Origin of the sequence: Eudoraea sp. (assembly GCF_039969275.1) — a bacterium.
Classification (GTDB): domain Bacteria; phylum Bacteroidota; class Bacteroidia; order Flavobacteriales; family Flavobacteriaceae; genus Eudoraea.
Window position 1 is genome coordinate 159,280 of the sequence record NZ_JBDVOC010000002.1, and the last position, 13,247, is coordinate 172,526.

General features: G+C 38.0%; 13 protein-coding genes. 4 read left to right on the plus strand and 9 right to left on the minus strand.

The genetic code is table 11. The annotated features are described in order from the left end of the window. Genes ABJH90_RS00790 through ABJH90_RS00810 form a run of 5 tightly spaced genes read right to left on the minus strand, consistent with a single transcriptional unit; the run spans position 1 to position 4,395 of the window. Entirely contained in the window at positions 1-873 is an 873-nt protein-coding gene (locus ABJH90_RS00790; protein WP_348139687.1) for a lysylphosphatidylglycerol synthase transmembrane domain-containing protein, read from the minus strand. Then, complete coding sequence (locus ABJH90_RS00795; RefSeq protein WP_348139719.1) at positions 863-1,816, minus strand: glycosyltransferase family 2 protein; 954 nt, start codon at positions 1,814-1,816, stop codon at positions 863-865. Before ABJH90_RS00795 ends, ABJH90_RS00790 begins: the two co-directional genes overlap by 11 nt. A 35-nt stretch (positions 1,817-1,851) precedes the next feature. Further along, complete coding sequence (meaB, locus tag ABJH90_RS00800) at positions 1,852-2,898, minus strand: methylmalonyl Co-A mutase-associated GTPase MeaB (protein ID WP_348139689.1); 1,047 nt, start codon at positions 2,896-2,898, stop codon at positions 1,852-1,854. Continuing rightward, complete coding sequence (locus ABJH90_RS00805) at positions 2,895-3,461, minus strand: DUF2911 domain-containing protein (protein WP_348139691.1); 567 nt, start codon at positions 3,459-3,461, stop codon at positions 2,895-2,897. Before ABJH90_RS00805 ends, meaB begins: the two co-directional genes overlap by 4 nt. A gap of 25 nt (positions 3,462-3,486) precedes the next feature. After that, positions 3,487-4,395, minus strand: coding sequence for an aldose epimerase family protein (locus ABJH90_RS00810; RefSeq protein WP_348139693.1), 909 nt, complete (start codon positions 4,393-4,395; stop codon positions 3,487-3,489). A gap of 108 nt (positions 4,396-4,503) precedes the next feature. Between ABJH90_RS00810 and ABJH90_RS00815 the strand changes: the two genes are divergently transcribed. Genes ABJH90_RS00815 through ABJH90_RS00825 form a run of 3 tightly spaced genes read left to right on the plus strand, consistent with a single transcriptional unit; the run spans position 4,504 to position 7,094 of the window. Further along, positions 4,504-5,046 carry an RNA polymerase sigma factor gene (locus ABJH90_RS00815; RefSeq protein WP_348139695.1) on the plus strand — a complete coding sequence of 181 codons (543 nt, stop codon included), beginning with the start codon at positions 4,504-4,506 and terminating at the stop codon, positions 5,044-5,046. Next, a complete protein-coding gene (locus tag ABJH90_RS00820) occupies positions 5,030-5,614 on the plus strand; it encodes a hypothetical protein (protein WP_348139697.1) in 585 nt (194 codons plus the stop codon). Before ABJH90_RS00815 ends, ABJH90_RS00820 begins: the two co-directional genes overlap by 17 nt. Beyond that, a complete protein-coding gene (locus ABJH90_RS00825) occupies positions 5,586-7,094 on the plus strand; it encodes a hypothetical protein (RefSeq protein WP_348139699.1) in 1,509 nt (502 codons plus the stop codon). Before ABJH90_RS00820 ends, ABJH90_RS00825 begins: the two co-directional genes overlap by 29 nt. A 348-nt stretch (positions 7,095-7,442) precedes the next feature. Here the strand turns inward: ABJH90_RS00825 and ABJH90_RS00830 are convergent, their stop codons facing one another. The 4 genes from ABJH90_RS00830 to msrA form a co-directional block, all read right to left on the minus strand. Next, positions 7,443-8,633 carry a Gfo/Idh/MocA family oxidoreductase gene (locus tag ABJH90_RS00830; protein ID WP_348139701.1) on the minus strand — a complete coding sequence of 397 codons (1,191 nt, stop codon included), beginning with the start codon at positions 8,631-8,633 and terminating at the stop codon, positions 7,443-7,445. Positions 8,634-8,645: 12 nt separating this feature from the next. Next, a complete protein-coding gene (locus tag ABJH90_RS00835) occupies positions 8,646-9,974 on the minus strand; it encodes a Gfo/Idh/MocA family oxidoreductase (protein WP_348139703.1) in 1,329 nt (442 codons plus the stop codon). A gap of 3 nt (positions 9,975-9,977) precedes the next feature. Beyond that, a complete protein-coding gene (locus ABJH90_RS00840; RefSeq protein WP_348139705.1) occupies positions 9,978-11,366 on the minus strand; it encodes a DUF1080 domain-containing protein in 1,389 nt (462 codons plus the stop codon). A 113-nt stretch (positions 11,367-11,479) separates the two neighbouring features. Then, a complete protein-coding gene (gene msrA / locus ABJH90_RS00845; protein ID WP_348139707.1) occupies positions 11,480-12,157 on the minus strand; it encodes a peptide-methionine (S)-S-oxide reductase MsrA in 678 nt (225 codons plus the stop codon). 117 nt (positions 12,158-12,274) lie between these two features. On the opposite strand from msrA, the gene ABJH90_RS00850 reads away from it, so the two are divergent. Beyond that, complete coding sequence (locus ABJH90_RS00850; RefSeq protein WP_348139709.1) at positions 12,275-12,973, plus strand: peptidoglycan DD-metalloendopeptidase family protein; 699 nt, start codon at positions 12,275-12,277, stop codon at positions 12,971-12,973. Positions 12,974-13,247 lie beyond the last annotated feature (274 nt).

Consider the following 13,247-nt stretch of genomic DNA (forward strand, 5'->3'; position numbering starts at 1 on the left):
TTAGGTCAATTCCAATTTTAATTCTGGTTTTTTAAAATGGTAATAAATTCCTGAAAGTGAAACTATGGCGGTTATAATAAAAAATAACATGCTAATACTTACAGAAGTATTCTCTTCTAATCCTAGCCAAAGCGCTCCATAGTAGAAAACAACCTCCCTGCTACCTATTCCGCCGATGGTAAGTGGTAATACAGAAACAATAGAAGATATCAGGAATATAAATAAGTAAGCAATAGTATTCCCCTCTATATCTAAGGCTTTTAAAATAAATAGAACACTAATTAATTGCGCAAGTTGTACCAAAGCCGAAAAACCCAGGGATTTCCAGAAAACAGGATAAACGAATGAAAAAAACCTTTTATTAAAAAGCCAAAAAACAAGAATACTGAGGATAATAGCTATGCCAAAAAGGAATTTATAAGGATGTAATTGGTCTTCGCTTAAGAACACAGCGAGTACACAAGCGATAACAAAGATTAGCAAAAGTCCATTAAGCCGGTCTAAAACAAGAATAGAAACCACACTCTTTGTCTTTACATCATACTTCTTTTTTAATACATACCCCTTATAAGCGTCTCCCCCAATCCCACCAGGCAGGAACAGATTATAGAACATGCCCAGGAGGTAAAGTTTCATATTGCTTAACTGAGTAAGAAATATTTTAATTTGATGTATAAATAGGTTTAGACGAAAGGCTGAAAATGCTTTAGATAGGATGAAAAACAAAAGTGCTATAAACAGGTACCCTAAATGACTACTCTTAAGTATCTCCCAAACCTCTCTGAATTGGATTTTTGTAAACACAAAATACAGCAAAACAAAGCTAAAAAGGATTTTAAGGAGGGTAATCCCTTTTTTACGATTATTGGCCACCTATAGATATACTTTTAATTCTGTAGGGTCTTTTGTTTTGCGATTCGTAATATGTTCGAATAAGCAATTCCATAACTATTCCTATGGTAAATAGCTGAATTCCGGCCAAAATGAACATCATTCCGAAAATGAGCAGAGGCCGGCTACCAATGTCTTGCCCATAAACCAGTTTTACGATGAGCAGATAGATGTTAATAAAGATTCCCAATATGATTAGTAGTACTCCCAGAATACCAAATAAATGAATGGGTCGTTGGAAATATTTCCTTATAAAAAGAAGTAACATCATATCAGCCACCACTTTAAAAACACGTTCCAGTCCATATTTGGAAACTCCGGCATTCCTTGCATGATGTTTCACGGGAACCTGTTTTATCTGAGCACCTTCCAAATGTGCCAACAAAGTAATGAAGCGATGCATTTCACCATAAAGGTTCAAATCCTTTGCAATATCTCTTGTAAATACTTTTAGAGCACATCCGTTGTCCTTGATATCTAACTTGGTTACACGTCTAACCATGAAATTAGCGATCTTGGAAGGGATTTTCTTAACCAAAGAATCCTTTCTTTTTTGCCGGATTCCTGTAACAACATCATATTCGCCGCTCACAGCATACTCCAACATTTTAGGAATATCCTGAGGATCATTCTGCAGGTCACCGTCCATGGTTATGATGTATTCCCCTTCAGCATAATCTATACCTGCTGCCAATGCCAAACTTTGGCCGTAGTTCTTTTTTAGTGAGATAAGATGAACTCTGGGATCTTTCATCTCTTTTACCTTTTTGCGGGTAAGGTCTGTAGAAAAATCATCCACATATATAATCTGATAGATATAACCCTGCAGACTCTCGTTAATTTTAGATGTAAGAAGTACTACGTTTTCTTCTTCATTGTAGAGCGGAATAACTATAGATAAAAGGGAGGCGGTAACCGGGTTCATTGTGGTGGATAAATGTTCGGACAAATTTATGCTTTTTATTTAAGTTCTTTCTTATAGGATGCCATAAGTACTTCGGCAGCCCGAAAAGGAGAGATTTTATCTTCAGCAACCTTCTCTAACATAGATTCCAGATTCTTTTTAACTGCAGAAGCCTGGTAGAATTGCTGCTTTAAAAGTTCATCTATGGTCTGCATGAGCCAGTATTTATTCTGATTTTGCCTGTTACTTTCAAAATACCCATAGTCTTTTGTAGTGTCCAAAAATTGCACAATTATATCCCAAATTTCAATAATCCCTGTTTTTTCAATTGCTGAACAAGTGCTGACCTGAGGGGCCCATCCATTTTCTTTAGGAGGATAGAGCTGCAAGGCCCTTTCAAATTCCACTTTTGCCCTTTGTGCCTTTTTTAAATTATCTCCATCTGCCTTATTGATAACAATAGCATCGGCCATCTCCATAATCCCTCTTTTTATTCCCTGAAGTTCGTCTCCGGCACCGGCTAACTTTAAGAGCAAAAAGAAATCAACCATACTGTGCACGGCAGTTTCACTTTGCCCAACCCCAACAGTTTCTACTAAGACAATATCAAAACCGGCAGCTTCGCATAGGATTACAGATTCTCGGGTTTTACGGGCCACTCCTCCCAGGGATTCACCCGAAGGTGACGGCCTTATGAAGGCGTTAGGATCTTTAACCAGCTCCTGCATGCGTGTTTTATCACCAAGGATACTACCTTTACTGAGGGTACTTGTTGGATCTACCGCCAATACGGCAACTTTCTTGCCACGACTTGTAAGGGTTTTGCCAAAGACTTCAATAAAGGTACTCTTACCAACACCAGGGACTCCGGTTATGCCAATTCTAATGCTTTTGGATTCCTTTGAGAGGCAATTCTCAATTAAGGCATATGCTTTCTTGAGGTCTTCATTTCTGGTGCTTTCCACTGTAGTGATAGCCCTTGCCAAAATGGCTTTGTCGCCATTAAGGACTCCTTGGGTAAGATCCTCAACGGAGAGCTTCTTTTTGCGGTGCTTTTTTACCAGGAGGACTCCTTTTATATCTTTATTTGGTTCCGTACTCAATGTTCTTTGTTAATAGGTACCCGGACCTTGGTTTTATCCCAATCGATACTGAAGTATAATTGACCTGTGTCTTCAAAATCCATAGTCAAACTTTCAACTGTTTCCACCAAATTAATAACTGGTACCTGGACATTAACGACATCTTCAGCAGGAATCCTTGTTGTTTCTTTACCACCGCTCATAAGTGTAACCCCCCATTCAGGAATATTCTTATTAAAGATTACCTGCCAACTATCTTTACCCGGGATTGTCCAAATTGAATAGGTGCCAGCTGGAAGTTCTTTATCGATGATATAAATTTTAGAATTAGTGGTAAAAGTAGTAGGTTCATTGGCACCGGTTCGCCATACGGCATCGTAAGGAACCAGTTCACCAAAAATTACCCTTCCCTTTTTAAAAGGACTGCTGTATTTTAGTGTAAGGTCCATACCATTTTCAGTATAAACAATGGTCTTTTGAGGACTGTTCTTCTTTGTTTGTTCTTTTAGATATGGCATTGCCACGAAATAAAAAAGTAAGGCTAATGCCGCCAATACGATCAAAATCCATTTTAATACTTTCATATTATCGAAGTGTTGATTAGTTTGTCTAAGTTACTAAATCAAAAGTAAAAATTGCCTGGTTGTAGTAGGTTTCTCCGGGATTTAGGATTGCCGAGGGAAATGACTTAATGTTGGGTGCATCGGGATGGTTTTGAGTTTCAAAACAAATAGCCGCAAATTCTGGTGGAGTATAAACAACCACGGCAGGTTGATTGCTTTCAACTTTCATCAATATACCCGAAACCGGGGAATATAGTTCGGCCACTTTTTTAGCATCTTCTGAAATCACATACGGAGTATCCAGCCGTATTTTTGCTATCTCCTTTTTTGTAAGAAAGTTATAATCCGTATCCACAACTGAAATAAGCTTTCCCGTTGGTAGTAAATTTTCATGGGTTTCTAATATTTCAGGACATTGTAATTGGAGCTGATAGTGATCAATGGAATTGATATTATCCAGGCAAAAGTAAGAATGGTTTGTCAAATTTATAACCGTAGTTTTATCTGTTACTGCCTCATGAACTATATGCAGTGAATTTTCAACCAGTCTATATGTCACACTGGCCTTTAGGTTTCCCGGATAGCCCTCTTCCATGTGAGGACTTTGATAACTCAATTTAACAAATGGTTCTTTATTGTGTTCAATGGTATCAATAGTCCAGTATTTTTTTCCGAAGCCACTCTTTCCACCATGCAGATGCACCCCATCTTCAGAGTGTAAATTATAGGTATCACCTTTAAGTTTGAAGCTTCCATTTGAAATCCTTCCGGCAAATCGCCCAACACATGCGCCCAGAGATATTTGATCTTCCAAATAATTATCCGGATTCTCAAAACCAACTGCCAAGTTCAGCGTATTTCCTTCCCGGTCTTTAAACAGGATTTTTTGAATAATTGCTCCGTAATCAAGGACACTCAAGGATATAAATTCGTTTTTAATTGTAACTTGTTGCAAGGTTGACTATTTAAAAATTTCTTAAAAATACTTGTTTTTTGCAACATGCAATATTTTCTCTCGTCCTTAAGATAACAACAACTAACACCTAAATTGGAAACTGGCCAAATGTTTCAAATAGATCTGGTAGAGCGTTGCAAAGACAACGATCGAAAAGCGCAAATAAAGCTTTACAGGCAGTATTGTGATGGTATGTATTATGTGGCTAAACGATTCGTAAACGATCCCGATGATGCGGAAGATGTGCTGCAGGAATCTTTTATTAAGGCGTTTCAAAAGATAGACCAGTTTAAAGGTGAAGTCACATTTGGTGCATGGTTAAAGCGAATTGTAATCAATAAAAGTATAGACTTTCTCAAATCTAAAAAGGAACGCTTTCAGGAACTTAATGAGAATAGTATACATATTGTTGAGGATGATGACTGGTCTGTAGAGGACGGAATATCAATTGATGAGGTAAAAGAAGCAATAAATCAATTGTCAGAAAAATACCGGCTTGTAGTAAAGCTTTTTCTAATGGAGGGATATGATCATAGTGAGATCTCTGAAATATTGAATTTGACAGAAACCACAAGCAGGACCCGATTGTTAAGAGGAAAAGGACATTTAAAGGAATTACTAAAAGAAAAACGTTATGGCACAGGATCTTAGAGAATTGTTTAAGGAGGAGAAGGCTAAAAAACACCCAATGAAAGATGGGCACGAAGAACGATTTTTAGAATTATTGGATAAAGAGTTGCCTGTACAAAGAAAATCAACGTTTTATTTTATAAAAATTGCGGCCTCGGTATTAGTTCTTTTTAGCCTGGGGATTTATACCTATATAAATTTTAAAAGTGATACACTACAACAGCCGGCAGTTGTTGAAAATGAAACCGAGAATACAAAAGCTCAGGGTTATTCTCTTGGGGATCTTTCCCCGGAATTAAAGAAAATAGAAAATTACTATGTAGCTAATATAAACCTGGAATTATCTCGTTTGGAAGTTTCTAATGAAAATAAGGCAATGGTAGATGATTATATGCGCCGTTTGTCCGAGTTGGATGAGGAATACAAAAGGTTAAATATAGAATTGAATGAAATTGGTCCAAATGATCAAACTATTACCGCTCTAATTAAAAATTTACAGTTAAGGTTACAGTTGTTGCAGAAGTTAAAAGAAAAATTAAATCAATTAAAATCATCAGAAAATGAACAAGTTACATCAAATATTGTTTAAAAGTTTTGTCCTGAGTCTTTGCCTTTTTACAGCTGGCAGCTATGGACAAGTTCAGTCTAAAAAGTATAAAGAGACATTTGTAGTAGGAGAGGATGCTGTTGTTAATATCAACACAAGTCATGCAGATATTGAATTTACAACCTGGAAAAAGGATCAGGTAGTAGTTGAAGCCACCATTGAACTTGAAGGCGCTACCCCCGAAGAAGCGGAAGCGTATTTTAGTAACGGAGGTATCAAAATCCTTGGTAACAGCCAGGAAATAACAATAAAAACAGGCGGGGAAAATGCGTGGATTTTAAGAGGAGCGCATGGTGATGCCCATAATATTGTTGTGGAAATTCCCGAGATCCCGGAAATAGAGCCTCTTTTTCTTGATATACAAATCCCTGATATTCCGGAAATACCAAAAATTATTATGGAAATGCCGATGCCCCCTATGCCTCCCATGCCTCCAATGCAATTCAAAAGTTTTGATTATGAGGCGTATGAGAAAGATGGTGAAAAGTACCTGAAAGAGTGGTCTAAGGAGTTTGAACAGAATTTTGATGAAGAGTATCAAAAGGAAATGGAAGAATGGGGCAAAGAGATGCAGTCCAGGGTTGAAGAACGCGAAGAAGCTCGGGAAGAAATGATGAAGGGAAGAGAAGAAATGGGCGAAGAAAGGGAAGAAATGAGAAGAGAAGCTATGGAATTAAGGCATGGAGCTCAGGAACTAAGACGTGAAGCTCAGGAAGAAAGACGAGAGGTTATGGAGGAGCAGAGAAGAATTACACATGAACAACGTGAGGTTCATAAGAATGTTATTATTTCCAGGCAAGGGAAAGATAGCCCTAATATTTTTTATCGATCTTCAGATGGAGAAGAAAAGAATTATAAGATAAAAAAGACCATCAAGATTAAAATGCCAAAATCCACTAAGCTCAAAATGAATGTACGACATGGAGAGGTTAAGCTGGCAGAGAATACACGAAACATGAATGCAACCTTGTCTTATGCAAGGTTGCTTGCCTCCACTATAGATGGTGAGAAGACAAATATTGTGGCTTCCTATTCTCCGGTGTCAGTACAAAGATGGAATTATGGGAACTTAAATATCAATTTCTCAGATGAAGTGGCTTTAAAGGACGTAAATGTACTGACTTTAAATACTACTTCCTCTTCTGTTACTATAGATCGTTTACTTAAAAGTGCACAAATTAAAAATGACCTTGGCGCCTTAAGGATCAATACAATTGCTAATGATTTTAACGATTTGGATGTATCCATACAGAATGGTGAATTGGTATGTAAATTACCCGTTACTCCATTTAGTATTACTATAGACGGTACTTCTTCTGATTACTCCGGGCCATCAGATTTAAAATTGGTATCTGAAAAAAACGGAAATAGCTTTGTTCACAGCGGGTATTATTTGCAAAAGAATTCCGGGAAGTCAGTGGTGATAGATTCCAGATATAGCGACATCCTGCTTCAACAATAACTACTCCTTTAACTTCATAGTCCCTAATTTATCTGCATTAATGCACCCCTGATCTTTATCCTCCTCAACAACAAAAGAAAATCCAATAAAGTTTTCCCTTTCTTACTTCCGTCATTTTTCATATAGCTTAGCATGAAACCAATGTTTTATTGCATAAATACCTTTCTTATAGGACCCTTAAAGACTATATTGATTTCAGGGTAGTTGCTATTTCAGTTTTTTGGACCCTTGATATTTGAACGTCATCTTTTTGGTTTGTCACCTTTCACCATAGCTTGCAGAGATGGTTCTAAGCTAGGAGTCTGCAGGTAAATATTTCATAAGCCTTAAGTTCGGGTAGTTAGCGAATTATAAATTCAATTCATTATTCCATTGAACTATTTTGTTGTTATACATAGCGTCTAAACCCATTTGAACACATGCAGCAGCTTTAGCGCCTGTAATAACATTTGAAGTGGGAACTGTATTGTCTAGTATATTGTTCTTAAAGTCAATTAATGCCTGAGTACTAGGTTCTGCATGCTCTATATCAAGTGGAATGCCTTTACCTTCATCCCATTTGATGGTAGCTCCTGAAACTCCGTCAACTTCCTGAATTTCTTTTTTGTAGTTCCCTTCCGGAAAGAACCATGCATTGACATAATCAAGGATTAGTGTTCCTTTATCTCCCATGACTTTTATTTGGTAATCATCTTTTGAATTACTGGTTAAACATGTAAAAGTAGCTTTTACACCATGGGGATAACTATAGATAAGGTGCACATTATCAAAAGTTTCACGACCATCTTTCCAGTAGTCAATTCCTCCCACACCTAGTACTTGGTCTGGAGTTGCATTTAAAACCCAATTAGCGAAATCAATCTGATGTGAACATAATTCAGCAACCAAACCACCAGAGTATTCACGATACATTCTCCAGTTGATAGCTCGTTCTAGATTAGAGTCGGTTACCGGTCTTCTCCAGTTTCCATTGCGGTTCCATTGACAGTCAATAGCGGTTACTTTACCTACTTTTCCATTCTGGATAAGTTCTACCACATGCCTATATAAACGTGAACTATGGTATTGATGTCCGGTTTGGAAGATCTTATCTGAATTATTTACTTTATCTCTTAACTGGATTATGCCATCAAATCCTTTGGCCATAGTTTTTTCACAAAAAACATGCTTACCGGCATCAATTGCATCAATTGCTATTTGTGAATGAGTATTAAAAGGAGTTGCAACCAGGATAGCATCTATATCTTTCTGCTCCAGAAGTTTACGATAATCTGAATATCCTTTGGCTTTTCCAGACGTATTTGCAATGCCTTTCTGAAGTTTGAATGGCAAAATATCGCAACATGAAATCACGTTTAACTCCGGAATATCATTCATAATATTTATCAGTCCGGCCCCACGATCTCCCGTACCTATCACGCCAAAGTTTATAGTATCTGCAGCTTTCTTAGGATAGGCTATACCAGATTCCATAAAACTTGTAGTACCTAAGGCTGCTGTTGCCAAACCACTTTTGATAACAAATTCTCTCCGCTTCATACTTAAATTTACCTATAGTTTTGGTTCCCAACCATTTTCATATTCCCTTTTCCAGGCGGCCATTGCTTGCTTATTATTTAATATTTTACCTGTCTTGGTATCTACTTTAAGCGTTTCTCCTGCATCCTGGGCCATATTCCCTAAATGACAAAGCATAGTAGTTATACTTGCATCCGCTATGGGAGAGTTTTGCTTTTCATCTAACCGAATGGCGTTAAAGAAATTTGCAATATGCATGCCATCCAGATCACCTGCGCCCATTGTATCTATTGTAGCACTACCTCCTGTTTCAAATTCAAATTTTATGGGACGGCCATCTAAGTCATATAATTTATAACCTTCTCTGCTTAGTTCTATAGTACCTTTACTACCATAAATGGTTGCACCTCTTCCTGGCTGTTCCGGTTTTATTACTCCACGGCTATGTCCATTCCAGGTTATAAATTTATTATCGCTAAATGTATAAGTCACTTGTTGGTTATCTGGAAATTGCCAATCGTCTTCATAGGCATATTTTCCTCCAAAAGATGTAACAGTCTCAGGGAGATCTACCCCCAGTGCCCATCGGCAAATATCGATTTCGTGGGTGCCGTTGTTGTGAATTTCACCCGTTCCCCAATTACGAAACCAATGCCAATTATATGGATGAATATTATCTTTATATACTTTCCTCGGTGCCGGTCCCTGCCAGAGATCCCAATTTAAGGTTGATGGTACGGCTATATCAACGCCATTACCTATAGATGAGCGGCTATTGGAATAATAGGCTTCTCCCTTATAAACATTTCCAATAATACCGTTTCTAATATCCCTAACGGCGGTAATAGAAGTCCTAGCGGAACGCTGTTGGTTACCCATCTGTACTTTCTTGCCGTATTTTTTCTGTGCTTCAACCAATAGGTCATTCTCGTAGGGATTATGACTACATGGTTTTTCAACATAAACATGTTTTCCTGCCTGTAAGGCCATTATTGCCATTGGGGCATGCCAATGTTCAGGTGTTGCTATAAATACAGCATCAACATCTTTATCTTCCAGCATTTTTCTGAAATCTTTTTCCACTTTAGGGATGTAACCAATTTTTTCCTGACACCAGATATTATGTGCTTCAATAATGGTATCATCCACATCGCAATTGTAAATGATCTTTACATTTGGACTTTTTGAAATACCCATGGTAAGAGCTTTAGCACGGCTTCGCACTCCAATAACGGCTACTTGTAATTGATCATTGGCACCTAAAATACCTGCATTAAGGCTTCCAGGCAGGGCAAAAGCTCCTAATGTTATGGCAGTGCCTCCAACAGTGGTTTTTTTAATAAATTCTCGTCTTGTAGTCATGGTTTATTCGCTTAGGATTGGTCTTATTTTAATATTCTTAAATGCAACACGATCACCGTGGTCCTGTAACAGTATATGGCCCTGGTCTGATTCTCCGAAATTTGGCCAGATCTTGTATTTACTCTCTGAAACCAATTTTTTATAAGCGTCACTTTTTCGTTCGTATTCCAGAACTTTCATGCCATTTAACCAATGTTCTACATGGTTATCTTTGGAAAGGATGCGCGCATGGTTCCATTCACCAATTGGATTTACAGGTTTATCAGGATCAACCATTATGAGATCATACAGAGACGCCATTGTTCTGCTGCCTTCGTGATTGCCTAATTTGGCATCAGGATGATTGTCATCATCCAGAATTTGGTATTCCAGGCCAATTGATGATCCGGGGCCTTTGTTAAGGTCGGTATCCACAAAATATTTTATACCACTGTTGGCTCCTTTTGTAAGTTTGAAATCTACTTGTAACTCAAAATTGCCATAAAGGTCATCGGTCACAATATCGCCGCCAGCTGTAGATTCTTCCCCACCTGATGATAACACTATAAGCTCACCATTTTCTATAATCCAGCCTTCTGAAGGGAAGTCATCGAGGCGTGCTCCCCGCCATCCGTCGGTTGTACTACCATCCCATAGGAGTTTCCAACCATTTTTTTCTTCGTCAATGCCGAGATGGTTTTTAGTAATAATTGGTGTAAGCGTGCTTTTCCTTGTGTATTTAGCAAGGCTGTCTGTGAGGATTCTAATGTTTTTCCATTGAATTTCTGTGCCTGCCTTTTGGTCCTTACCTATGCTGTGTACCTGAAGGCCAATAAAGCCGCTACTGGTTTTATCGTCTATCAGATAGGAGGCGGGTACATCATTTATCCAGGTTTTAAGAGTATCTCCAAGGGCTTCAATCCTATAATGATTCCACTCATTTTGCTTGAATGCCTGTTGGGCCTTTGGATTATTATCCATTGTATTTAGCCACCCCCTTCTGGCCTCGTCGTAAATTCCCGCGCTCCATGCCCTGTCCGAAGGATCTATCTCTATCTGGTAACCATGAACACGGCCATTCCTGTAATGAGGGAAGCTATTGCTTCGGATTTGAATCCCGGAATTCATAGTGGAATCTACTTTATAATCTAATTCCAGGATAAAATCGCCATACATCCTGTCTGTAGTTAAAAAAGTATTAGGTGTATCATGTACGGTACTGCCAACAATAATTTCATCCCTTACCATATAATTCGCTTCTCCCCCTTTAATAGTCCAGCCATTAAGAGTTTCCCCATCAAACAAAGGAATCCAAGGTGTACTGTCCTTTTTGGAATCTGAACACCCCAGGCATAAGAGTATTATTAGAACTAAAGTCGTTTTTTGAAAATTGGAGCTTTTGATATGTTCCATTTGGAGTTAGATTTGTGTTTATCCCTTAAATATAGGTGGTAGCCTCCACAAATAAAAAAAGCAACTTAAAAAAGTTGCTTTTTTTTTAATTGCCTAAATTTTATAAAATTACTCTAATGCACTTCCTTTTTAAGATAGTCCGGAAAGTTCTTTTTAAATCGGTTTAACCTCGGAACGGATACCTGACGGACGTAGGAGTTATTAGGATTTTTCTTTTCGTAATCCTGATGGTAGTCTTCAGCATCGTAAAATTTGGAAAAAGCAGTGACTTCCGTGACAATAGGATCATTGTAAATGCCACTTTCTTCCAATGCAGCCATATAGGATTCTATAATTTTCCTTTCTTCGGGATTTTTATAGAAGGCTATGGAACGATATTGTGCTCCCCTGTCAGGTCCCTGACGATTAAGGCTGGTTGGATCATGGGATCCAAAGAATACCTGGACCAGTTCTATATAGGATATCTCATTTGGGTCATAATATACTTCTACTGCCTCGGCATGGGAAGTTTTTCCATAGCTTACCTGCTCATAGGTCGGATTTTCTTCAGTTCCGCCAGAGTAGCCAGAGATTACTTCCTTAACTCCTTCTACGCTCTCGAATATCGCTTCAACACACCAAAAACACCCACTTGCAAAATAGGCAGTTTCATATTTTTGAAGATCTTGTTTGGAATTTTTTTCCGTCAAAATTACTTCTTTGGCGGGCTCCTTTTTATTCTTAATTTTAGATTCGCAACTGGTGGTGAACAAAGTTAAGGCTAGTAAAATACCTGCTTTCAGAAATTTCATTTTTCGAATTTATTTCAAAAATCAATAAATCTTTCTGTAAATGAGGTTAAAGACCTGTTAATTAATGCCTTTGAGTATTTCAGAAGCTGTGGTTTCACTAACATTAGACGAATTTCTATGACTTTGCTTGAAAAAGTACTTCTGAAGTGTTCTGAGGGGCTAATAGCTATTTTAGACCGGGAGATTCCCACTGGAAAATATATTCCGCTTGATTTATCAGTATTGAACAGAGACTTGGAAACCCTGGATATTAGTAATCCATCTGTTTGCCAGGGGTATATTGACAAAACCCTAAACGGTAACTCCTCTTCGGTAGCATATGGCGGGTATTTGGAAAGGCGGAATTTATACAGTAAGAGTCCTGGCTTTGTTGTTAAAGGAGAAGAAGAACGCAATATTCATCTCGGAATTGATCTTTGGGCTAAGGCTGGCACTAAAGTAATAGCACCCTTAGGAGGAGTTGTGCACAGTTTTAAAAACAATACCGTATCGGGAGATTATGGCCCAACTATTATTTTAAGGCATGAATTGGATGGCATACAATTTTATACACTTTACGGGCATTTATCGATAGAATCACTCCAAGGGTTATATAAAAGCAAAGAATTCAGGGCCGGAGAAGTATTGGCAACTCTAGGCGATACTTCTATTAATGTGAATTATGCCCCCCATCTTCACTTCCAAATCATAAAGGAAATAGGTGACTTTAAGGGAGATTATCCCGGGGTTTGTGCGCAAAAAGACCTTCACACCTATCAAAAAAATTGCCCTGACCCCAATTTATTGCTAAAAATCACCCCCCCTTTTATCGGTTAAATACACAATAAATCGCTAAGGTGTTTTAGGGGTTAGACCCGTTCATCGACACTTTTTTGCACTTAATCCAAGTTTTTGTCAGATACCGAAAAATAAGGGTTTTTCGACGAATTACAACCGGGATGAGATGCGTATTGGGCGTTTTATATATATAAAACGCCCCAAGTGATGAAAACGATTGTAACTTTAATTTTTGTTCTTTTTATCGGAGTAGCTGTTCAAGCTCAGGATTCTAAAGTTGATACCAAAGTAGAAACAATAGAAATGAGTATAG